The 22,368-nt window shown below is 44.6% G+C and carries 20 protein-coding genes; 7 read left to right on the top strand and 13 right to left on the bottom strand.

The genetic code is table 11. The features are described 5' to 3' along the window. Nucleotides 1-267: 267 nt before the first annotated feature. Both A3735_RS04385 and A3735_RS04380 read left to right on the top strand, forming a co-directional pair. Nucleotides 268-2,112 carry a histidine kinase gene (locus A3735_RS04385; protein ID WP_082865087.1) on the top strand — a complete coding sequence of 615 codons (1,845 nt, stop codon included), beginning with the start codon at nucleotides 268-270 and terminating at the stop codon, nucleotides 2,110-2,112. 110 nt (nucleotides 2,113-2,222) lie between these two features. Next, entirely contained in the window at nucleotides 2,223-4,013 is a 1,791-nt protein-coding gene (locus A3735_RS04380) for a hybrid sensor histidine kinase/response regulator (protein ID WP_068508663.1), read from the top strand. Between the two features lie 50 nt (nucleotides 4,014-4,063). Here A3735_RS04380 and A3735_RS04375 read toward each other — a convergent pair whose 3' ends face one another. After that, nucleotides 4,064-4,705 (bottom strand): response regulator transcription factor, encoded by a 642-nt coding sequence (locus A3735_RS04375; protein WP_068508664.1) that lies wholly within the window; start codon nucleotides 4,703-4,705, stop codon nucleotides 4,064-4,066. Between the two features lie 176 nt (nucleotides 4,706-4,881). Continuing rightward, entirely contained in the window at nucleotides 4,882-6,495 is a 1,614-nt protein-coding gene (locus A3735_RS04370) for an MFS transporter (RefSeq protein WP_068508666.1), read from the bottom strand. Nucleotides 6,496-6,874: 379 nt separating this feature from the next. Between A3735_RS04370 and narL the strand changes: the two genes are divergently transcribed. Beyond that, nucleotides 6,875-7,519: a two-component system response regulator NarL gene (gene narL / locus A3735_RS04365; RefSeq protein ID WP_068507590.1), complete on the top strand. Its 645-nt coding sequence runs from the start codon at nucleotides 6,875-6,877 to the stop codon at nucleotides 7,517-7,519. Between the two features lie 14 nt (nucleotides 7,520-7,533). On the opposite strand, the gene A3735_RS04360 is transcribed toward narL, so the two are convergent. Further along, nucleotides 7,534-8,115, bottom strand: coding sequence for a DNA-3-methyladenine glycosylase I (locus A3735_RS04360; protein WP_068507588.1), 582 nt, complete (start codon nucleotides 8,113-8,115; stop codon nucleotides 7,534-7,536). A 102-nt stretch (nucleotides 8,116-8,217) separates the two neighbouring features. Here A3735_RS04360 and A3735_RS04355 point away from each other — a divergent pair, with 102 nt between their 5' ends. Genes A3735_RS04355 through A3735_RS04345 form a run of 3 tightly spaced genes read left to right on the top strand, consistent with a single transcriptional unit; the run spans nucleotide 8,218 to nucleotide 12,722 of the window. Continuing rightward, complete coding sequence (locus A3735_RS04355) at nucleotides 8,218-11,019, top strand: DUF748 domain-containing protein (protein WP_068508668.1); 2,802 nt, start codon at nucleotides 8,218-8,220, stop codon at nucleotides 11,017-11,019. A gap of 26 nt (nucleotides 11,020-11,045) precedes the next feature. Beyond that, nucleotides 11,046-11,648: a 5'-deoxynucleotidase gene (gene yfbR, locus A3735_RS04350; protein ID WP_068508671.1), complete on the top strand. Its 603-nt coding sequence runs from the start codon at nucleotides 11,046-11,048 to the stop codon at nucleotides 11,646-11,648. 45 nt (nucleotides 11,649-11,693) lie between these two features. Next, the gene (locus A3735_RS04345) at nucleotides 11,694-12,722 is read left to right on the top strand and encodes a zinc-binding alcohol dehydrogenase family protein (protein ID WP_068508673.1); all 1,029 of its coding nucleotides are present in this window, start codon (nucleotides 11,694-11,696) and stop codon (nucleotides 12,720-12,722) included. Nucleotides 12,723-12,757: 35 nt separating this feature from the next. Here the strand turns inward: A3735_RS04345 and trxC are convergent, their stop codons facing one another. The 3 genes from trxC to A3735_RS04330 form a co-directional block, all read right to left on the bottom strand. Then, the gene (trxC, locus tag A3735_RS04340; RefSeq protein WP_068508675.1) at nucleotides 12,758-13,189 is read right to left on the bottom strand and encodes a thioredoxin TrxC; all 432 of its coding nucleotides are present in this window, start codon (nucleotides 13,187-13,189) and stop codon (nucleotides 12,758-12,760) included. A 125-nt stretch (nucleotides 13,190-13,314) separates the two neighbouring features. Further along, nucleotides 13,315-15,387 (bottom strand): TRAP transporter large permease subunit, encoded by a 2,073-nt coding sequence (locus A3735_RS04335; RefSeq protein WP_068508676.1) that lies wholly within the window; start codon nucleotides 15,385-15,387, stop codon nucleotides 13,315-13,317. Between the two features lie 173 nt (nucleotides 15,388-15,560). Continuing rightward, entirely contained in the window at nucleotides 15,561-16,619 is a 1,059-nt protein-coding gene (locus A3735_RS04330; RefSeq protein WP_082865257.1) for a hypothetical protein, read from the bottom strand. A 319-nt stretch (nucleotides 16,620-16,938) separates the two neighbouring features. Between A3735_RS04330 and A3735_RS04325 the strand changes: the two genes are divergently transcribed. Further along, complete coding sequence (locus A3735_RS04325; RefSeq protein ID WP_068508677.1) at nucleotides 16,939-17,214, top strand: HU family DNA-binding protein; 276 nt, start codon at nucleotides 16,939-16,941, stop codon at nucleotides 17,212-17,214. A 54-nt stretch (nucleotides 17,215-17,268) separates the two neighbouring features. Here the strand turns inward: A3735_RS04325 and A3735_RS04320 are convergent, their stop codons facing one another. From A3735_RS04320 to A3735_RS04290, 7 genes are all read right to left on the bottom strand, one after another. Beyond that, the gene (locus A3735_RS04320) at nucleotides 17,269-17,700 is read right to left on the bottom strand and encodes a helix-hairpin-helix domain-containing protein (RefSeq protein WP_068508678.1); all 432 of its coding nucleotides are present in this window, start codon (nucleotides 17,698-17,700) and stop codon (nucleotides 17,269-17,271) included. Nucleotides 17,701-17,733: 33 nt separating this feature from the next. Beyond that, complete coding sequence (locus A3735_RS04315) at nucleotides 17,734-19,011, bottom strand: dihydroorotase family protein (RefSeq protein ID WP_068508679.1); 1,278 nt, start codon at nucleotides 19,009-19,011, stop codon at nucleotides 17,734-17,736. Beyond that, nucleotides 19,008-19,991 (bottom strand): aspartate carbamoyltransferase catalytic subunit, encoded by a 984-nt coding sequence (locus A3735_RS04310; protein WP_068508681.1) that lies wholly within the window; start codon nucleotides 19,989-19,991, stop codon nucleotides 19,008-19,010. Before A3735_RS04310 ends, A3735_RS04315 begins: the two co-directional genes overlap by 4 nt. A gap of 39 nt (nucleotides 19,992-20,030) precedes the next feature. Next, the gene (gene pyrR, locus A3735_RS04305; protein WP_068508682.1) at nucleotides 20,031-20,528 is read right to left on the bottom strand and encodes a bifunctional pyr operon transcriptional regulator/uracil phosphoribosyltransferase PyrR; all 498 of its coding nucleotides are present in this window, start codon (nucleotides 20,526-20,528) and stop codon (nucleotides 20,031-20,033) included. Then, the gene (ruvX, locus tag A3735_RS04300; protein ID WP_068508683.1) at nucleotides 20,521-20,973 is read right to left on the bottom strand and encodes a Holliday junction resolvase RuvX; all 453 of its coding nucleotides are present in this window, start codon (nucleotides 20,971-20,973) and stop codon (nucleotides 20,521-20,523) included. Before ruvX ends, pyrR begins: the two co-directional genes overlap by 8 nt. After that, on the bottom strand, nucleotides 20,973-21,488 hold the full coding sequence (locus tag A3735_RS04295; protein WP_068508684.1) for a YqgE/AlgH family protein: 516 nt from the start codon (nucleotides 21,486-21,488) through the stop codon (nucleotides 20,973-20,975). Before A3735_RS04295 ends, ruvX begins: the two co-directional genes overlap by 1 nt. Nucleotides 21,489-21,516: 28 nt before the next feature. Beyond that, the coding region (locus A3735_RS04290; protein ID WP_068508691.1) for a TonB family protein at nucleotides 21,517-22,368 on the bottom strand (852 nt) is incomplete at its 5' end.

Below are 22,368 nucleotides of genomic sequence, written 5' to 3'. Positions count from 1 at the left end.
GATTATTTTTGAACAATTGATATTCAAAGCACATTGGCAGTATTGTGTACATAACACGACTCCATTAGTGCGATTGCTCTCAGTATATGGAGGGGCAAGAATATTGAAATTGATTTGCATCAATTTACACCAGGCGGCTCTGGTCATAAAACAGCCAAACTACCCACTTAGGGTTATCGTGAATTATTTTTAAGATATTGATATATAATAGATTTTTATTTTATCGGCCTTACTACATCAGGCTATGGCTTTTTAGGGGTATTACCCGTGTTACAACGCAATCAGCAGTTCATTCACTCAGTGATGAGTTACATAAACTTGTCACTGTTTACCATCATAGGTATCACCTTATTATCGATATTCTTTTCTTTTTGGGTGACAGAGCAAGCCGATTCCGATGCTCATGCGATTAACCTCTCAGGTTCAATGCGCATGCAGACCTATCATATAGGCTTAACCGCTACTCACTCCCCAAATGACATCGGGCCGCTAATAGAAAAACTAGACCAAACCTGGAATAACACCCTTTTTACTAACCTTCACTCATCCCTTTCAAACCCTGACTTGGAACAAGCTTTTACAAACGGCTACCAGCATTGGTTTGAGATCGTCAAACCACGTTTGAAGAACGGTGAAAAACCAATCCCCGAAACACTTACCTTGCTCAACAAACAAGTTGATCTAACCGATATTCTGGTATCTGAGCTTCAGCTAGAAGCTGAGTCAAAAATTCGCACACTTCGAACCTTCCAATTATTTGCCATGCTGTTTACCACCTTGGTTGGTAGCCTGATTTTTTATCTGCTTAAAAACCGTGTAGAAAGCCCCCTGGGCCGCCTGACAGAAGCTGCAAAAATGATTCGTGATGGCTACATCCAGCAGCACATCGACATTCCTGGTAAAGATGAGCTGGCTTTACTAGCACAAACCTTTAACCAGATGAGCCAATCAATCGCTGAAACTTATCAACAGCTAGAAAGCCGGGTTGAAGAACGAACCAAAGAACTAAAACGAAGTAATACCGTCCTAGAATATTCCTTCGGCGTTGCCAGGAAAGTACTGGAAGATCAAGACAAGAGCCTGGATTACCAAGAAATTATCAATGATCTAGGCATGATACTAATGGTTAAAGATATTGAGCTCTGCCTATTTACGACACAAGGCGAACGCCCTTATTTGCAGATTGACATGCATGATGATGATGAACAGCTTTGCAATCGCTTTACCTGTGAAGGCTGCCGCGGTGACGGACCTTTCAATCAATTAGCTGAGGATGCTTTGATATATCGATACCCAGTCATTCATCAAGCAAAACAGTATGGTGTGATCAAATTACCTCAATCGAAAGACAAACCCCTTCTCTTATGGCAACAAAAATTGGTCCAATCTAGCGCTGACCAACTAGCCATCGCTTTATCTTTACAGGAGACCAAAGAGCAAGAACACCGCTTGGCGATGCTTAGTGAGCGTACAGTAATGGCCCGAGAGCTTCACGACTCTCTAGCTCAATCGCTCTCTTACCTGAAGATTCAAGTAACACGCTTACAAAAGTCACACGATAAGAAAAAGTATGAGATGCAACAGCCAATTATTGATGAGCTGAGTGAGGGCCTTTCATCAGCTTACCGTCACTTACGTGAACTACTCACCACCTTCCGCTTAAAAATCGATGATAAAGGTTTACATGGCGCAATTGAGCAAACCATTAAGCAATTGAGAGCGCGAACCGAGATGCACATTAACCTGAAGAATTCACTGAAGAATATTCCTTTGAGTCCTTCTGAGGAAATTCACGTGCTACAAATTCTTCGTGAGGCCAGCCAGAATGCTGTCAACCACTCCAAGGGTACACGCCTGGATATTAGCTTACTTCAGCAAACTGACAAAACCATCCAACTGGAAATTAAAGACGATGGAGTAGGGCTGTCCAGCAACCCAGAAAAGTTAAATCATTATGGCCTGGCCATCATTCAAGAACGCAGTCGGCACTTGAACGGTGAGCTAGTTGTTAAGAGCTCTCAAGAGGGTATCCAAGGTACTCAAATCCAGCTTCGTTTCTCACCCAGTTACCTCAGAGAAAGTGATGAAAGTAAAGTTATCATACGCTCGTAACACGCAAATCACATTTCTCCCATTTGAGCGGTGACCTTACTTGGCATCGTTCTGCACACCAACTAACATAGAACGCTTCACTCTAATCGCTTAAAAGACCAATAATAACGATGACAAGCCATTACGAAAAAAGCGTTGAAGAGCTTCAGCTCGAATATGCAAACAAGCGTCGCTTCCCCTTCATAAAGTTTTCTCAGTCACTTGAAAGTGAGTTCAGGGAATATCGACACCAACGCTTACTAGAACGAATTCCTGCAATTGGAGTTGCCGCATTATTCATTTTTTTCTTATTTGCTTTACTAGATATCTACACGCTCCCCGAGTCTGTCTACGTCGTCACAACCTGTATTCGTCTGTTTATAGTTTGCCCTCTCATCGCTATAACAATGATCGCCGCCCGAATGAATTGGTCGATACGCGCGTATTCAAGTCTGTATATGAGTGCCTACATAGTCTCTGGCTTAAGTATCGTTGCTATTATGTACACTACACGAATTAATGATGCGCAAATGCCTTACGACGGTGTGTTGCTGCTCTTGGTTTTTGGCTATTTCCTAATGGGCTCGCCGTATACTTTGGCCACATTAGGTGGAGTGATCGTATCGCTGGGCTATTTTACCCTTGAGCTCAATCTGAACTCTCCCAGCCATATTATCAGCTCAAATGCTGCGTTTATTATTACACTCAATTTTATGGGGGCGATTGGCAGCTACATGCAAGAACGATCACGGCGTAGCCTCTTTCTCAATAAGAAGCTGGTTGAACTTGCAAAGTCTAGAGACCAGCAAGAAATATCCTCACGTACGAGGCTGTTAGCCACCGCCAGTCATGACTTGAGACAGCCTCTACACGCTATGAACTTACTTATTGAGACCTTAGAAAACCAGCTTCCCAAGGGAGATTCTTTAGCCTTAACACAAAAACTTAAGCTCGCCATTAATCAACTAAGCCAGTTACTTAGCTCTTTACTCAATATCTCAAGGTTAAATGCCGGCATTGTTGAAGCAAAGAATACAAACTTTGATCTTTCAAGTTTGATCGGCTCACTAATTCCCGAGCAAAACATTCGTGCGGAAGAGCTTGGTATGACGATTCGCACCGAAGGCCCCTCACCTTGTATTGTAAAAAGTGACCCAATCTTAGTCGAGAGAATATTTCGAAACCTTTGCGAAAATGCATTTAAGCATGCCGATGCAACCGGAGTAAAAGTCAATTGGTACAAAGAAGGCAAAACTATCTTCTTGGAAGTGGAAGACAATGGCAAAGGAATTCCTGAAGAAGAAATGGAAAGTATCTTCGACGAGTTTCATCAAACGGATCAATCTGACAAGCAAGGTATGGGCTTAGGGCTTGCGATTGTCAAACAGCTAAGTGAGCTATTAGAAGTCAAATACGGCGTCAGAGCAGGAAAACATAAGGGCGCATGCTTTTGGCTAGAGCTGGCGCAAGCCTATTCTCTCGAGAAACCGATTAACAATGCACCAGCACAAGTGCCACGCCCCAGCCCTGATAAGCGCATTCTCCTAATCGATGACGACCAAAGTGTCCTGGATTCATGCCAAATACTGTTAGCCAATTGGGGCTACTCCGTCGCCGCAGTTAAGAACCCTTACGATGCGTTAAGCTGCAGCGAGTCAGAAATTTTCGACCTTATTATCTGCGACTATCGCTTTCCTGCTTATCCACAAAATGGCATTGAACTGATACTAGAGATGAGAAAAAGAGCAGCGACCGCCACGCCCGCAATTTTAATCACAGCCGACACTCAGCAAGAAGTCAGCGAAGAAGTCAGTCAGAGTTTTGTTGAACAGGATCTAAATATTACCGGAATCGCCTTTAAACCATTAGCTCCCGCCAAATTAAAGCTAATGATTCAGCACTACTTACAGGCAAAGAATTAGCCTATTTGAGGCTAATTTTTAAGCCGCTACAATGAATGGCCGCTAAGCAATTATTCTAACAAGCCCAAATCAACTGCTACCCGAGCACATTCAGTGCGGTTATGTACGTTTAGCTCGCTAAATAAGGTCTTCATATGGCTCTTGATCGTATGCTCGGTCAAATGCAGGCGCTGGCAGATTTTCTTGTTTGGTAAGCCTTCACACACTAACTGTAAAACTTCCTTTTGCCGAGGTGTTAACTCTGGTAATTCAGCAACTTGTTGTGACTGATAAAAGTCTGGCAGGCAATTCTCGCCTTCCATGACTTTTTTTATCTGATTAAGGATCACTTCACTGCTGCTGGCTTTACTAATAAAACCACTAGCCCCAGCCTTAAGGGCTCGCTGAACATCCCTGAGTTCCTCGGAAGCTGACAAAATAATTGCCGGGATGAATATTTTCTGCTCAGACAGGTATCGAAGAATAGACAGCCCCCCCTCATCAGGTAAGCATAAGTCGAGCAATATCAGGTCATAACCCTGATTTTGTCCAAGGTGATTTTGAGCCTCTATCACGCCATGAGCACATTCGATCACAACCTCTTCGCTCAAACGCTTAAGCACAAATGAAAGCCCTTCCAGGTAGACTGGATGGTCCTCTATCACTAATAATTTCAGTTCACCACTCATCGGCGAAAAGCAAGAAGCTTGCATAACAGTATGATTACCAGGCTGATGTTATATTTGTTTTTTAGCATGCATATTATGCTGATATTAACACCTGCTTAGCAAGCCAATTATTGGCCATTTATTAACCAGTAAACATAAAAAACCGCGCTAGTTGCGCGGTTTTTTATTTTAAGCCATAACTTACAACTTATGGATTGTCGTTATGGATTATAGTGCTCGCAGCTCTTACGTAGGTAGAACCACCAGTTAAGAACGATACATACGGCGTAGAACGTTGCGAAGCCATATAGCGCGTACTCAGGAGTCGTCGCCTTGATTTGCTCACCCAATACTTTAGGCATAATGAATGCACCGTATGCTGCCACCGCTGCAGTCCAACCCAATACCGGACCTGCTTGCTCTTTATTGAATACCTGAGAGATGGTACGGAAAGTAGAACCGTTACCAATACCTGTTGCAGCAAACAAGACTAAGAACAATACAAAGAATGGTACGAAGAATTCTTCAGGTGTTGCTGACTGGTAAGCGGCTTTCATGAAGTAAGCCACACCAATTGCACATGCCACCATAATTACCGCACAAATCTGAGTAACTAAAGCACCACCTACTTTATCAGAGATCCAACCACCAACTGGGCGAATCAAAGCACCGATGAAAGGCCCCATCCAGGCGTACATTAAAGCACTTGGCCCATTAGGGTTAGCCGTGTTGTGTGTCATCACACCATCAACCATCACGTGCTGGAAACCAAATACAACTTTAATCGTTAGCGGGAAAGATGCTGCAAAACCAATGAATGAACCAAAAGTCATTGTATAAATAACTGTCATTGCCCAAGTATGCTTGTTATCAAAGATTTTGTACTGACGCGTTAAGCTCTCACCGATCTGACCTGGAATCGCTTTCAAAGCAAATACTGTCGCTGCGATAACAATAGGTAATACGATCCACTTACTTACACCAAAACCTGAACCACCCACTTTCTCAGGAAGCATCAACCATAGGCCGAAGATTGCACAAGCAAAGCCAACCAGCAACATCATTGAAATTAAGCCGAAAGAACCAACAGGGCCAGGAATACTTGGCGAAATGTGGTCTTCACGCAAGTTATTCATACCGAACCAGCCAGCAAGTGCGAGAGGAATCAGGAAGAGCAACCACACGAAGCCTGCATTTTGAATCCATGCTTCAGTACCTGCAGGAATCTTACCGATCAAGGTACCTGAAGTATTAACTAGCGTCATTGACTCGCCGCCTAGTGCGCCGAACATGCCAACAGTCATCGCCAATGGAACCAGAATCTGCATCGTAGTAACACCAAAGTTACCCAGACCCGCATTCAAACCTAGCGCCAAGCCCTGCTGCTTCTTAGGAAAGAAGAAACTGATGTTTGACATTGAAGATGAGAAGTTACCACCACCAAAGCCAGATAGAAGCGCTAGTGCCTGGAAAACCCAGAAAGGTGTTTCAGGGTTAGACAGCGCGATACCTGTACCGGCTGCAGGTAGCATGAGTAATGCTGTGGTAAAGAAGATTGTATTTCGGCCACCCGCCAAACGGATAAAGAAGGTGCTGGGTATTCGTAGCGTTGCACCCGTCAAACCGGCAATCGCCATTAAAGTAAATAGTTGTGATTTTTCATAGGGGAAGCCCAAGTTCAACATTTGAACCGTGATGATGCCCCAATACAACCAAACCGCGAAGCCGCAAAGCAAACTCGGGATAGAAATCCACAAATTTCGGTTGGCTATTTTCTTACCGGTGGATTCCCAGAACTGCTCGTCCTCCGGATCCCATTTTTGAATATCCGACATAGAATTTCTCCCAATGTTATAAATAATGCTAAGTCACGTTCATCATGCGCAAGCCTATAAACAAGAACAATCGACTCAAGGGAGTAGGCATTTCTTCACCCTTTACTTACCCCCCAATACCTACTACTGGGTAGTACCCTTGCCAGCACCTGCATTGTCGCTACGCTGCGTAAAACAAGGGGTACAACACATGCGACCAGAAGTAGGTACATTTCGGTGCCTACTCTCTCTAAGCCTCCACGAGTAAAGCCTGTCGAACATGATTCACGTCAATTTTGAGAACCAGGGTTCTTGCCAAATGGCGCGTTCTAAGACAGAGTTGCGACTAGATAAGATTCTTAAACCAGAAACTAAGCGCCGCATAAAGGTTGAAGCACTCATGAGCCAGATCCCCGCCACCATATTATTAGTTGATGACCACCCTTTATTAAGAAAAGGACTAACCCAGCTGATTGAATTCGAAGATGAGCTAGAAGTCATTGGTGAAGCAAGTGATGGGCATAGCGCCCTAGAGCTTGCTAAAGAGCACGAGCCCGACCTAATCGTGTTAGATCTGAATATGCAAGGTATGGATGGTTTGGAAACACTTAGAGCCATGCGAAATGCCGAGATCACCTCCCGTATCATCATGCTAACCGTAAGCGATAGTGATGAAGACGTTGTTTGCGCTATTACTTATGGTGCCGACGGCTACCTGCTTAAAGATATGGACCCTGAGCAAATACTGGAAAAGCTAAAAGAAGCCGCGCTTGGTAAAATGGTGATCAGTGAGAAGCTAACACATGTTCTGGCCGGAGCAATACGAGGCGGCAACGATAAGAAATCGAACTTATTAGCCAAACTAACCAGCCGGGAACACGAGATCCTGAAACTCATAGCCAAAGGTATGAGCAACAAGCTTATTGCCCGTGAACTCGATATCTCTGACGGAACCGTGAAGGTTCACGTCAAACATGTCCTGAAAAAACTAGGTTTGAATTCTCGAGTTGAAGCCGCAGTATGGATGGTGAATCAGAAGGGCTAAACTTCACTCAGCTTTTAGCTCACTTTTGACCACTCTGGGCATGTCACCAGGTGGTCATTAACCATCCCCACAGCCTGCATAAAGGCATAGCAAATAGTCGGACCGACAAAGGTAAAGCCGCGCTTTTTCAAATCTTTCGACATTGCTTCGGACTCTGGCGTTACAGCCGGTACATCTGCCATCGTCCGCCAGCTGTTAACTATCGGCTTAGCGCCAACAAATGACCAAAGGTACTTTGAAAAGTCACCCTCATTCTTTTCAATCTCGAGAAATTCGCGTGCATTTTTAATAATAGAGTTCACCTTAAGCTTATTTCGAATCACACCTGAATTAAGCAGTAATTCATCTATCTTCGTCTGGTCATATTCTGCAATACGCTTAGGATCGAAATTATCATATGCTTCGTAATAGCTTTTTTCTTTTCGTAAAATCGTAATCCAGCTCAAACCCGCTTGTTGGCCATCAAGGCAAAGTTTGGCAAATAGATCCTGGCTACCCCACCTTGGCTTACCCCAAATTTCATCATGATATTGCTGATATAAAGGGTCATTACCGCACCAGGGGCAACGTTTCTCTTGTGAGCAGTTTTCGGTCATTTTTTAGTTCCTTTTTAGTTCTTTATTGCTCAGCTCGTTTTATAATGTCAGCTTCGCGGTTCAAGGTTCTGTTCTAAAATAGCCACTCTAGAGGGTTACACTGTGTCGACCATCCTTAATTTCAAATCCAAGAAGTTCTGGCTCATTCTTTTCTTTTTAATCTACAGTGTATTCGGCTGGTTTGCTGTACCTTATATTGTTAAGCAGCAGGCCATCAACTCCCTTAAGGATATTGCAGCCTGGGATACGCAAATCGAATCAGTTGTTTTCAACCCTTACGCACTATCTCTAGCCGTTCACGGTTTCCAAGCTAAGGATGAGTTCCAGCAAGATAGCGTCAGCTTTGATCGATTCTACGTCAACTTTAGCGCCCTCGGTTCATTGGGGGGGCGCATAGCTTTTGATGAAGTCAGTTTGACGAGGCCTAGTATCAATGCTCAGCTTGACGAGCAAGGTCTGTTAAATTTCCAGCGTGACTTTGTAAAAGCTGACAGCGAGGCAGCGCCAGAGGAAGTCGATAACTCAGAGCCTTTAGCCTTCTTTTTCGGCCTGATCTCTATCTCTCATGGACAGGTCAACTTTACCGATCGCTCTAGCGATGAAACCTTTAGGCTAAAGCTTGAGCCTCTCAATCTCGCATTAAAGGACTTCTCGACAGACCATAATGATGGTGGCAACTACTCACTAAACCTCTCACTAGGCCAGGGTCAAGAGCTTTCATGGAAGGGACAAATTGGCATTGCCCCTTTTTCTTCTAAAGGCTCTTTGGCCTTGAGCAATCTTCGCTCTTCAAGCTTCTGGCATTACGTCAAACCTTTCTCTCCCTACTCACTTAATAACGCACTGATTTCACTAGAAGGCAGCTACGATACTGAATTTAGTGACCAGAGATCACACCTGCTGATCGAAACTGGCTCGGTGTCGCTTTCTCAGATTGCCTTGGCTGAGACTCAAGATACAGAGAGCTTATTTACACTCGATTCAGTGTCGCTTAGCCCTATCAATTTTAATCTGGAAGAACGTACAGCTAAGCTGGGCAACTTGCTAATAGAAAAGCCCGTGTTATTTGCTAAAAAGGATGAGACCTCACAAATAAATTTGCTACGTCCACTTCAACAAGAAAAGCTTGCTACTGATACCAACGAAAGTGAGGCCTCAGAGCCTATAGCAAAAACCAGCAACGACACAAGTCACTCGACTCAGGAAGCACCTTTCAAGTGGTCAGTGACATCGATAAAGCTAAAAGAAGGGCTGATCAATTGGCAAGACGCTAGCCTGGAAACACCCGCCGATATAAGTCTCGAAAATATATACCTTGAGCTTGGAAAGGTCTCCTACGAACTTGATAAAGCCTTTTCCTATAATGCTTCCTTTAATACCGGAGGGGCCAAGCAAAGTCTTTCAGGCCAATTGGCTGCCTTACCACTCAATGTCGAAGGTGATCTTTCACTTTCAGCCCTGCCATTACACTGGTCACAACCATATATAGGTGAGCAACTCAATGTGCTGCTTGAACAAGGTCAACTGGATCTATCATCAAACTATCAATTAAGCATGACAGACTCAGGCTTGTCTGGAGAAATCACTAGCAATACTTCAGTCAATAACCTTGATATAAAGGAGAGTATTGAAAGACAAGAGGTAGCCGGCTTCAAGACCTTCGCTCTAAAAGGCGTCAAGCTTAAGCTGGCAGGCGAGCAGCAAGCCCCTTCAATTTCAGTTGAAACAGTACAAATTTCCAAGCCCTATGCGAGAGCTAAAATCTCTGAAAAAGGCGAGATGAGCCTGGCTCAACTAAGTAAATCAAAACCGAGTGAGACAGAAGAAGGAAACACTGTAACAGAAGATCATTCGCAAGAAGAGCACAAAAGCGAAACAGCAGGAGAACAAGACCAAGCAAGTCAGCCTGCGAATATTGCCATCAATCGAATTATTATTGAAGAAGGCCGCTTCGACTATATCGATGCTTCATTAACACCGGTTTTTAATACTTATGTCGAGCAATTCTCCGGCGACATCACTAATATTTCTTCAGACATTGATGCCCACTCAAAAGTGGCACTATCTGGAAACCTCGATACCTATGGAAAAATTGCCATTAATGGCACAACTAACCCACTCAGCGCTCAACCTAATACTGCCTTAGATATTCAGGTCAACAATATTGACCTAAGTACCGCCAGTCCATATTCGGCTAAGTATGCTGGCTACCTGATCGATAAAGGCAAGTTGGATCTTGACCTGGCTTACGACATCAAGGGCTCTAAGCTGAAAGCGGACAATAAAGTCTTTATAGATCAATTTAACTTTGGAAAGTCTGTCGATAGCCCCGATGCCACAGTCTTACCACTTCCTCTGGCTATAGGTATTATGAAAAACCTCGATGGTGAAATAGATATCGACCTACCAATTAGTGGAGACTTGAGTGACCCGAGCTTCAGCTTTGGCGGCTTACTGCTAACAGCTTTCACAAACCTGATTACCAAAGTGGTAACCAGCCCTTTCTCTATCCTAGGCTCCTTGGTTGAAGGTTCTGATGACATATCATCTGTGAATTTTTCTGCTATGTCTTCGTCAATCGATGCGCTTGAAAGTGAGAAGATTCTTAAGCTTGCTGAAGCTTTGAAGAAGCGTCCTAATTTAAGTCTTGAAGTACGGGGCGTAGCAGATAGAAGTGTCGATCTAGAACCTGGTGGGCAGGTGCTTGGCGAAGATAAACTAGCAGTGCTTGCGAAGAGTAGGGCACTGGCCATCGCTAGTTCCTTGGTGGAGATTGGCGGAATTCCAGAGCAACGGATATTCACCCTCGAACCTAAAGTTGTCACGAGTGAAGCCTCAAAAGAGTCCCCGTCTGCCGAACAGGCTCCGACAGTAGCCTCGATTTTTACAATCAAGCCCAACTAAACCCATTCGCAAACATAGAGAAAGCCATGCACAAAACTATTAGCCACTTCTTCGCCTATGTCAGCCGGCTTAAATGGATTAAACGTTGGAGTCTAATGCGTAATGCAATTCATGAGGATGTCGCGGTGCACTCATGGGAAGTCGCTACGATAGCTCATATCTTGGCAATCATTCATAACAAAGACTGCGATCTAAATAATAAAATAGATGCAAACCATTTGGCTGTCGTTGCGCTTTATCATGATGCGACAGAAGTCATCACTGGCGACATGCCTACACCGGTAAAATATCACTCCGAGGCGATGCGTACCGCTTACAAAGGGGTCGAAGAGAAAGCACAGCATGAGTTGCTTGCCCTGCTGCCTGCTTCCTTGCATCAAGATTTTAGTAGTATCCTGCTTGAAGATACGCTCCCGGAGCACTACCTGGTTTTGCTCAAAGCCGCTGACCGACTTTCCGCTCTTCTTAAATGCCGGGCAGAATTGCGTGCAGGAAACCGCGAGTTTGAACAAGCTGAACAGGAAATCAGTTCACGCCTTAATGATATGAACCTTGCACCAGTACACTACTTTCTTGAAGTTTTTGCTCCCGGCTATGATATGTCGCTTGATAACTTGCTGGATGCCTAGTGTTTTGCCATGATTGTTTAATCAAAACCCCAGAGTGATAACCTTATGAAAGCGATTGGCCTAAACCAATATCTAGCAATTGAAGACCCTGAAAGCTTAATCGACTTCGAAGCGAATATGCCTCACCCCACCGCGCACGACCTACTAGTTAAAATCGAAGCCATTAGCGTCAACCCTGTTGATACAAAGGTTCGGGGGCCAAAATCGCAAACTCTAGAAGAGACCAAAATACTTGGTTGGGACGCTTGTGGTGTAGTCGTTTCCGTAGGTGAAAGCGTCACCCTTTTTAGCCCTGGTGACAGGGTGTTCTATGCCGGCGATATTACACGGCAAGGTTGCAATAGTGAGTTTCATTTAGTCGATGAAAACATCGTAGGTTATGCACCACGCTCCCTTGATTCAGCTAATGCCGCAGCCCTTCCACTCACAGCAATTACGGCCTGGGAAGCCCTTTTTGAAAGGTTAAATATTTCAATTGATGGCTCAAGAGCAGAACACGCCAAACCCACGATTTTAATTATCGGTGGTGCAGGCGGTGTTGGTTCGATCGCCACTCAAATCGCCACAAAGCTTGCCGGGCTTGAAGTTATCGCAAGCGCGTCTCGCCCTGAAAGCAAAGCTTGGTGCGAGAAAATGGGTGCCAAACATGTAATCGATCATAGCAAAGCTTTAGATAAACAACTTTCTGATATTGGTATTCCTAGCGTTGATTATATTCTCTGCTGTAATAGCACCGATCAATACTTCGATCTTATGATAGACGTAATCAAACCGCTTGGAAGAATCTGCTGCATTGTTGACAATACGGCCCCCTTGGAAATGAATAAACTGAAATCAAAGTCAGTGAGCTTCGCTTGGGAGTTCATGTTCACCAAAGCCATGTTCAAGACACCAGACCGGATCGAGCAACATCATATTCTTAACGAAGTGGCACGGCTCGTTGACGAAGGTGAGTTCATCTCCACACAGAATCAAATATTATCGCCTATCTGCGCAGACACTCTACGCCAGGCTCATGCCCAACTAGAGCAAGGAAAAACAATAGGGAAGCTCGTCATCGAAAGCTGGGAGTAGAGAGCAACTAGCAAACTATAATTGAAAACATTCTCTTAAATGTTTTCTTCTATCCATTTCGTTAATTGGGCTAAGGGTAAAGCTCCAGAAATCCTGGCAACTTCTTTCCCGCCTTTGAAGATTAATAAACTCGGGATAGATTGTATTCGCCAACGGGCAGCTACTTGTTGATGCACTTCAGTATTCAGTTTTGCAAAACGTAACTTCGGTTCTAGTTTCTTGGCTGCTGCATCAAACGTTGGAGCGAATTGCATACAAGGCCCACACCACGAGGCCCAGCAATCCACGATCACCGGGATCTCATTATGACCAACAACAGCAGCGACATTCTGCGCAGTGATATCCATTGCTTTTCCAAGAAATAACGCTGACTTACACTTTCCACATTTTGGCTTTTCTTTAAGTCTCTCTTCCGGCAACTTATTGCTAACACAGCACTTTGGACAAACTATTTTTATTACACTCATAGTAAGTTTTTAGCTCCTTAAGAAAAATACGAAAGCGATCAATTGAGTAGGTACTCATCTCTTCAGTAAATTATAAACAAAAAAAATCCCCGACTTGCGGGGATTTTTTATTTGCCTAACTCAACTTAGTAGGCAACCAGTAGAGGTCCAAAGGCCACGATGAGCAATACTGAGCCCATTGTCATCATTGGCATCAGAATACGCTCATTGCGCTGGTAGAAGGTACCATCCTTAACTTCTTCATCAGCTTTAAGCGCTTCTTCTTCACCCACCACTTGGCGTGTTAACAAGTGATTCAATGCTACCGGCGGGCTCAAGTAACCCAACTCAAAGGCAACCAAAGTCATCATCCAGAAGTGAATTGGATCAATACCAGCCTGGTAAGCAACCGTAGCGATTGTTTGGCTTACCAGAATTACCGCACCAAAGGCTTCCATAATCATACCCATGACAACCAACGCACACACCATAAGGGCCATTGCTGTCCAGATACTTGAGAAGTCACTTGGGAACATCTCAACAACACCGGTTCGTTCGATCATACCACCCAAACAGATACTACAAGCTACCAATAGTAGCAGGGCACCAATTTCAGCCGTTGTCTGGTTGGTGGCTGTACGCACACAGTATTCAATACCTTTATGTGGCTCGGTTGACTTACCATCTTCACTCACCATGTCTTTCTTGGTGATATGTTCAAAAATAAGAATAACGATCATCATCACAGGTAAGATTCGCGCTGCAGAGAACTCATCCAACTGAACGTTTAAGGCCATGTTATAGAACATAATAACGCCACCCATACAAAGGATGTAAGGAATGAGAGGCTTAATTTGCGAAAATGTCTCTGGCAGTGCATCACCAACAGAGGCTAATTGAATCTTGCTCTGACGGTTCACAAACATAACCATAATAAAGAACATAAAGGCACTTAGCGCAAAGACCCATACACCCCAGCCAAATAGTTGGTCGGTCGTTACTTCACGGTTCATGAACGCGATAACAACAACAAGCAAACATGGTCGCAATACAACACCCATACTACCTGACATCGCCGTGGCTGCGAGTGCCAGATTGCGGCGTGCGCCAGCTGCTCTAATTTCGTGATAGATTACTGCACCAGCAGCGATAACGAAGATACCAGAGCCACCTGTGTAGGCAGTCGGTACAGCAGCAAGAACAACCACAACAAAAGCCAACATTTCCGGAGGCATTTTCCAAGGCTTAAACAGGTTCAGAACCAAACCGGCAAAACGGGTTTGTTTCAAGAGCATACCTATCCAGACATACAAACCAACGTTCAGGAACATGTCCGCCAGGTCCATCAGTGTATTCAGATAGATACCTATCCCTGGCATGTGGCCATGAGAGAAGAAGAAAATACCCGCAATGATGGCCATCGTGGAATAGAGAGGAACCGATAACAAAGCATAGCCAATATTACCGCCAGGTTTTAGGTGAGCAGGCACCTTAATCAAATTGTAGATACTGACGATCAACAATAAGGCTATGCCATATACCCAGAAGTTATGCAGCATCGCTTCTTCAGACGGGAGGTTGGTACCATCTGAGTGAGCCAACTCCCGGAAGGCAAAAACCGAAGTCAACAAAACACAATTAGCAATAACCTGTGCAGAGCTCGACACATAGTGATCAAGTCGGTGCAAGACCGGGCGCATGGCAATATGGTGGCGCTTCAAGGTTGCCGTCATTGCACACAAAAAGATCAAGGTTATCAGGATGAACTTTTGGGAAACTAAGCCAACGCCTATCGCGTCAGAAACAAACAACTCTACTGCTCTGAATGCTTCAACGCTCGGGGTAATACGATCGCTTATTTCTTCGTAAGCTGTAAATTTATTCTGACAATCCTGACGTGCATTCTCGATAGAGGTACGAATTAAGTCCGGATCGACAGGTGCAGCATCGAATAGATCTAAACCTAAATCATCATCTTCGGTTTGAGCCAAACGTGCTTGCAACTGCTCTTCAACATTAACGTTTGGATCACAGGTAGGTGCGACAGGATCAACTCGAAGCTTATAGTAGCCCGGCCAGTAATGCTCCCCAACCTGTAATATCTGATTATGGATATCACTACTGGTACTAAAAACAACAACCAGTAACAACAAAATACAAGCTGGTAATGACGATAGCCACTCAGAAATTGAGCGGCCGCTTTGTGTATTGGAAGCCACGTAGTCCCTTCTCCCCGAAAAATGAATTGGTTTATTATTAGCCAAAAAAAAAATGCCGGTAGATTATACCGGCATTCCTTAGTAGCAGACTAGCTGGAGATTGACTTTCTTTTTTTCAAAAATGGGCAAATCACCTTGATTCAAGCATATTAAGGTGATACAAGTCTCATTTTTTAAAACAAGTCATCCAGTTCAACAGTTTCGATATCATCAGCGGCATTCTCATCCCAGAAAGATCCAAGTTGACCAACTGGAGTTCGGTGCCCCATATTTTCTGTCCACATTTTATCTGAAATTCGGGTGATCGCTTCTGTTGCTGCTACGTCCAATAAACGATACTGCTTATTCGCTTTATGATTAGTGATGTGCTCAGCATGTCGCTTAATAACCGTTCTTACACGCTCCATGTCACCTTTAGAATAAGCGGCGATAATATGGAAAACGTGCGCCAAACGGATATGCGCATTTTCACCAATCTGGTCAGCTTGCTCCAATCGCTCCCAAGCATTTTCACCCTCTGGTAATGCACCAGGTAACAAGCTCCAAACCGCTGCTTTTAACGCTAAAGGGACGCCAAACCACGCCCGGTTATCCAAACAACCCGCACCACGTTCTGCTTGTGCCGCAATGTTTTTAGGCACCCCGGTACCAACACCCGAGAGAATATCGTGGTTCAAGGACAAAAGACCATTAATCAATCCCGCCAACCAAACAATCTGATCAAACTCTTGCTCAAGATCAGGACACTCACCACCAATTTCTAAACCTCCATTAAACTGAATCAAGGCCAGCCAGCCTTTGTAATAACGCTTCGCAGCTCTTACATGGTGATTTTTCTGGGCGATCAATGAATCTTGCGCCATATCTGGCTGCTGTCCACGAATGTATCGCAAGTACGCAAGCTCTTGTTCAAAAGCTCTTGCTTCTTCACAACCACCAGCACCTAAGTTTAGAAGCACTTCCAACTCCCAGGGCTCTTCAGTGATTCGGCCAATTGATTCAACCATCGCTCCCAGCGCTTCAGCACCAGTACAACCCGCAACCAAGTCATCAGTCGTCAACAACTGAGGTACAACGTGCGCCTCGGCCAACAGGGTTATCGCATCACCTGTAGGTTTAACCATTGGCTTAACCAAAAACTGGTTAATCGCTTTACAGCCGCCCAGTAAAGACGACAACACTACGGAAAGAACAATCCATTTTATATATGTACGGCTGCTATTCAGCTTCACAATAGGCTCCTAAAAACATTCAGATACTTTCTGCAATCGCGGATTATCTACGACTTGATAGAATTTTAGTGAGATCGATGGCACAAAGATTAAAATTCGTGCCAAAATTATACGCGGGTTCCGTAAATCAAAACTCAATATGGCTACCAATTTGAAACAAGTTCACAGATATTTCATTTTTTAACAAATTTTGCTTTTTTTACTTTTACCCATTGCAAGCAAAGCGATCTGGACTATCTTTAGGGTGTACAAAGTCCTCTGGACTGCAGACCCTGTCTGGCGTGTACCTAAGACAACAATCTCAATTAAGGTAAAATTCATGAAAAAACCTGAACTTGCTGCTGCCATTGCTGAAAAAGCGGACCTAACCAAAGAAAAAGCCGGTGAAGTCCTGAATATTCTGACCGATGAAATCACCAATGCAATGAACAAAAATGATACCGTAAGCCTGATCGGTTTCGGCACATTTTCAGTCAGAGAGCGAAGTGCTCGTACTGGTAAAAACCCTCAAACTGGTGCAACAATCCAGATTGCTGCAAGCAAGTCTGTTGGCTTCAAGCCTGGCAAGTCACTGAAAGATGCAGTGAACGGCTAGCTGGCCTGAGCCAAATTCAAAAAAGAGGCTTTCAAGGCCTCTTTTTTATTTCTACTAAAGTTTTATCGAAACCTGTAGCTTCGCTAATAAATCCTGACTAATCCCCTGTACCTTCAATAAAGCATCCATAGATTCATAGGGCCGGCCATCAATAATCTTTTGCGCCAGAACCTTACCCACACCCGGTAATGTTTGCAAAACGACAATGTCATCCTGATTAATATCAATCAGCTGCTTACTAAGGCTAACTTCACATTCCGTTTCTGCTTTATCCTCACCATTATCTTTAGGCTGACGCGTATCTTCTACCTGGTATATTTTCGGCGGACTAGGCTCTCTCTCACTCACGCGCTCAGCTAATAGCTTTAGTTGCTTCAGCTCTATCAGTATTTGTTTCTGCTGTTCAAGGCTTTCATTAGTATTTTTTGCTAATACGTAAAGCCCCCATAAAACACAAACAAAGCCAAGGAATCCGATAATACCCATACCTTATTCTCCAATCCTATGTGTAAGGTGCAATCAATCTAACTCGAAAGAAATCCTACCATCTAGAATAGTTGTCAGTACTTGCCCCTTCAAACTTTTTCCTATTAAAGGTGTGTTTTTTCCATGAGAAATGATTTTGTCAGCACTCAACTGACGTTCACCTTCAGGAGAAAAAACACATAAGTCAGCCACGGCTCCTACTTCTATTTTCGGACAGTTCCTGCGTAAAACCTTGCTAGACCCTCGAGTCATCGCTTCAATAAATCTGGGCAGACTTATTTCTCCGCTGTCCTCTAAACGCATGGCAAAGGGCAAAAGAAATTCTATATTACTCATTCCCGCTTCAGTTTCAGCAAAAGGCGCTTGTTTCGCTGCAGCCTCATGTGGACGATGAGCGCTGGTGATCGCATCAATCACACCACGGTTTACACCATCAACAAGTGCTAAACGATCCCGCTCTTCTCTTAACGGCGGTAAGCAATAATAAACACTATTAAAATCCTCAATACACTCATCGGTGTAGAGTAGATTCTGAATCGCAACATCTGCCGTAATATTTACACCTGCAGCTTTTGCTTGCTCAAGCTGAGAAACAGATTCAGCCGCCGACAATTGAGAAAGGTGGAGATGCACTCCCGTTGCTTTAGCTAACTGAATCAATTGCGCAACGGCGATGGTTTCAGCCAAAGAAGTAATGCCTTGCAGGCCAACGGTGGTACTTACTTCACCTTCATGCATGACCCCTTGTTGTAATGAGGGCTCTACAGGGTTCACAAAAACGCTCATCTCATGCGTTTTTGCATATTCAAAACAGCGCTTGGTCACGGCTAAATTTTTAAGCGGGTTGTAAGCGTTACTCAAAGCCACACATTGCGCTTTCTTCAGGGATGAATAGGTAGCTAACTGCTCTCCTTTTAGTCCCTGCGTCAACGCACCAATTGGTAAAACTCTGCAATAGTCCGTCTGTGCGCTTAGCTCTCTAATCAACTTTGACACAGCTTGAGAGTCATTGACCGGCCGGGTTTCTGGAGTACAGCATAAGGTCGTCACGCCACCCGCGGCGGCGGCTTTGGTTTCACTTGCGATACTGCCTTTTATGGAGTTTCCTGGCTCTGGCAAAGCGACAGAAAGATCAATCAAGCCTGGTAATACATAGGCTCCATTCAATTCTTTTGTAGGAGTGCCACTTATCTCGGCAACATCGATTGCCTCGATCAGACCATCTTTAATCAGCAAGGTTTCAAAAGGAGCCCAGGACGCGCCGGAGTCAGAGAAAACTAGACGCTGACCATTTTTAAGAAGCATGCTCATTTTGACTCCTCACTGTTTTTCTCTTCCGTTTGACCACTCATTGCCATCGACATAACCGCCATTCTTACAGCAATACCATTAGTGACCTGATCCAGGATCACTGACTGCTCGCCATCTGCAACTTCCGACTCGATCTCAACGCCGCGGTTAATCGGCCCCGGGTGCATTACAATTGCATCAGGTTTGGCTAGTGCCAAGCGCTCACGAGTCAAGCCATAAAGCTGAAAGTATTCCTGCTCACTCGGTAGCAAAGCTCCTTGCATTCGTTCACGCTGCAATCGAAGCATAATAATCACATCAAGGTCTTTTAGGCCTTCATCCATATTGTTATAGACATTAACATCCAATGACTCGACACTTTTCGGCAGCAAGGTATTAGGAGCTATCACTCTTACTTCATCAACACCGAGTGTATTCAGCGCTCTAATCTGGGATCGTGCAACTCTTGAATGCAAAATATCACCCACAATTGCGACTTTCAGGCCCTCGAATTGCCCCTTATTCTGACGAATAGTCAGCATATCCAGCATTGCTTGTGTCGGGTGGGCGTGCCAACCATCTCCTGCATTCACAATAGCCACACCAGGTGTGACAGACTCTGCGATAAAATGCGCGGCACCACTCGAGGCATGTCGAACAACAAACATATCACTGGCCATCGCTTCGAGATTACGCAGCATATCCGAAAGCGATTCGCCTTTTGAGGTAGCAGAGGTATTAATATCCAGATTAAGTACATCGGCGGATAAACGCTTGGCAGCCAATTCAAAGGTGCTTCGAGTCCGTGTACTGGCTTCAAAGAAAAGATTCACGACAGTTTTGCCACGCAAAAGGGGAACTTTTTTGATGTTCCTTTCGCCAACTTCGATCAATGAGTCTGCGGTATCCAAAATTTCTGTCAGGAGCTCTTTACTGAGCCCAGATACCGTCAAGAAGTGCTTGAGTCTTCCTGACTTAGTTAGTTGAATAGGCGCCTGCATGAAAATTTCCTGTTAAAAACCGTCGTCGTTGAAATGTAGTTACTGTATTTTTAGGTGTAGATTCTCTGGACCGATAAGCTTTATACGCTGCCCCTCGGCTAAAGATAATTTCGCCCCAACCACATGAGGTGCGATTGGAAGCTCCGGACGCCCCACATCTACCAGTACAGCCAGTGTAATACTTGCTGGTCTGCCGTAATCAAATAGTTCGTTCATCGCTGCACGCACAGTACGGCCAGACATTAAGACATCATCGAATAAAACGATATGCTTATCTTTTGTTTCGAAGGGCAAGCTAGATGGCTCAACTTTTGGATTCAAACCAATTTGAGTAAAGTCGTCGCGATAGAAAGATATATCAAGCTCACCAATCAGTTTTTCATTCGCCAAACTTTTTTGAATAGCCTTAGCGACCCAAACACCGCCGGTGCGAATCCCGACAAACTCATAGTCAGTGATATTCTTTTCTGCCAAATAATGGCTTAGTTGCTGTGACATCGCACCCAATAAGGCTTCTACAGCTTGTTCATCATGCATTGTCAGTTCCTTTATTGTCACTCATTGCTGCAAACCAGCTTTCTAGTATTAAACATGCTGCGGCACCGTCAACCGAGTGATCCCCAAAATCTACGTACCGACCCGTTCTAGCTTTCACCGCCTGCTTAGCTTCGAAGCTTGAGAGCCGCTCATCCATCATATCGACTGGTTTATTAAAACGGCCTTTTAAGCGCTTACCGAACTTCTTCGCTCGCAATGACATATCGCTTTCAGAGCCATCCATATTCAAAGGTAAACCAACGACAAAGCCTGTCGGTTTCCATTCTTCTACCAATTGTTCAATTACTTCCCAGTCAGGAATCCCCTCTCTGGCTTTAATGGGAGCAAGCTCTGATGCGGTTTTAAGTAGGCTATTCCCACAGGCAACACCGAAGCGCTTTACACCAAAGTCAAAACATAAGTAGGTCAAGGCTTCATTGGTCATTAAGCGTGACCTATCTGGCCACTGAGCTGGTCTGCCTTAATACCGAGAATATCCATCGCCATTGTCAGTTTTTTGCTATCGTCGTCAGCAAACAATATGTCCTGAGACCCGGGGCAAGTGAACCAAGTGTTTTCTGTGAGCTCACCTTCTAACTGCCCCTCTCCCCAACCAGCATAGCCAAGGGCAACCAGATAGGTTTGTGGCCCGGTTCCCTGTGCAATGGCTTCAAGGATGTCTTTAGATGTGGTGAGTTTCAGTCCGGATGATAACTCTAGCGTAGATTGCCAACATTTTTCACCATCATGAAAGATAAAACCACGATCTCTTTGGACCGGCCCGCCAGCGTAAATTTTGGCATCAGTATCAATCGTCATACTGATATCTAACTGTTCGAGTAACTCAGCCAAGCCAATATCGGTAGGGCGGTTAATCACAACGCCCATTGCGCCATCGCTGCTATGATCACAAATATACGTCAGAGACCCTGAGAAGTTTGGATCTTTCATCTGGGGCATTGCGATCAGAAACTGATTTTCTAAATGGCTACAAATAGCTGGATACTCCACTCTTGTTATAAGAAAAGGTGCGAATCAATTCTAATACATCTCGCTCTTTTCTTACATTCTTTGGAAAGGGCGCAAAGGGCGCCGCTCGATGAACAATATCTCTGGTTTTGGAGTCCAGAACTAGATCTCCTGAGCTCTGTAACACGACAACCTCTTTAATCGTGCCATCGGAATAGATAGAAATTGAGACGCGGGGTTTACCATACAAGCGCTTCCCGGCATCTTCAGGAAAGTTCAGACTGCCTGTCCGCTCTATCTTATTGACAACGTGCGCCACATATTGAGAATCGACCGCTTTCATTGTCGAGGCTGCGGTCAAGCGAGTCACCCTTGGGCGTTTAGCATAATTTTGCCTCTGCCTATCTAAATCAGCTTCCAGTTCAGCTATTTCGAGGCTTCGTTCCAGAATGGACTTTCGAGGCTGCACTTCGGTGGGCTTATTTTCTTCTTGCACACGATCAAACAGGCTGGGTCTTAGCCTTTCGCCCGATACCGAGCTGATCACCTGTTTATCACGCTTTTCTATACTGTCTTGTGTTGGCGCTGGAGAGCTGGCTAATTGCTCCAGGGCATTGAACTGCTTCGATTCAATCGGCGTCGTGACTCTCGCTTTTTCTTCTAGCGTACCGCTGCCAAGCTGGTTGGTCTCGGCAAAGAAGTCCGCCTTATCTGGCTTGGTCTCATCCTCAAAGCGAGAAAGCGTAATTTCCATAGTAAACGCCACGGGCTCCGGATCTTCTTCCAGAAAATCGGTCAGGATAATTAAGCTATGTAAGGCCAGCGCGACAAAAACCGTAAAACTAAGACGATCAGTATCGCTAACACCCAT

The sequence above is a fragment of the Oleiphilus sp. HI0061 genome (assembly GCF_001635675.1).
Note: the sequence above shows the minus strand (reverse complement) of the source record. Positions and strands in the feature narration are given on the sequence as shown.

What these genes read in the sequence shown, in the direction of transcription:
- A3735_RS04380 (WP_068508663.1), top strand. Translation starts at nt 2,223, where the DNA reads ATGACAAGCCATTACGAAAAAAGCGTTGAAGAGCTTCAGCTCGAATAT.
- A3735_RS04375 (WP_068508664.1), bottom strand. Translation starts at nt 4,705, where the DNA reads ATGCAAGCTTCTTGCTTTTCGCCGATGAGTGGTGAACTGAAATTATTA.
- A3735_RS04370 (WP_068508666.1), bottom strand. Translation starts at nt 6,495, where the DNA reads ATGTCGGATATTCAAAAATGGGATCCGGAGGACGAGCAGTTCTGGGAA.
- narL (WP_068507590.1), top strand. Translation starts at nt 6,875, where the DNA reads ATGAGCCAGATCCCCGCCACCATATTATTAGTTGATGACCACCCTTTA.
- A3735_RS04360 (WP_068507588.1), bottom strand. Translation starts at nt 8,115, where the DNA reads ATGACCGAAAACTGCTCACAAGAGAAACGTTGCCCCTGGTGCGGTAAT.
- yfbR (WP_068508671.1), top strand. Translation starts at nt 11,046, where the DNA reads ATGCACAAAACTATTAGCCACTTCTTCGCCTATGTCAGCCGGCTTAAA.
- A3735_RS04345 (WP_068508673.1), top strand. Translation starts at nt 11,694, where the DNA reads ATGAAAGCGATTGGCCTAAACCAATATCTAGCAATTGAAGACCCTGAA.
- trxC (WP_068508675.1), bottom strand. Translation starts at nt 13,189, where the DNA reads ATGAGTGTAATAAAAATAGTTTGTCCAAAGTGCTGTGTTAGCAATAAG.
- A3735_RS04325 (WP_068508677.1), top strand. Translation starts at nt 16,939, where the DNA reads ATGAAAAAACCTGAACTTGCTGCTGCCATTGCTGAAAAAGCGGACCTA.
- A3735_RS04320 (WP_068508678.1), bottom strand. Translation starts at nt 17,700, where the DNA reads ATGGGTATTATCGGATTCCTTGGCTTTGTTTGTGTTTTATGGGGGCTT.
- A3735_RS04315 (WP_068508679.1), bottom strand. Translation starts at nt 19,011, where the DNA reads ATGAGCATGCTTCTTAAAAATGGTCAGCGTCTAGTTTTCTCTGACTCC.
- A3735_RS04310 (WP_068508681.1), bottom strand. Translation starts at nt 19,991, where the DNA reads ATGCAGGCGCCTATTCAACTAACTAAGTCAGGAAGACTCAAGCACTTC.
- pyrR (WP_068508682.1), bottom strand. Translation starts at nt 20,528, where the DNA reads ATGCATGATGAACAAGCTGTAGAAGCCTTATTGGGTGCGATGTCACAG.
- ruvX (WP_068508683.1), bottom strand. Translation starts at nt 20,973, where the DNA reads ATGACCAATGAAGCCTTGACCTACTTATGTTTTGACTTTGGTGTAAAG.
- A3735_RS04295 (WP_068508684.1), bottom strand. Translation starts at nt 21,488, where the DNA reads ATGCCCCAGATGAAAGATCCAAACTTCTCAGGGTCTCTGACGTATATT.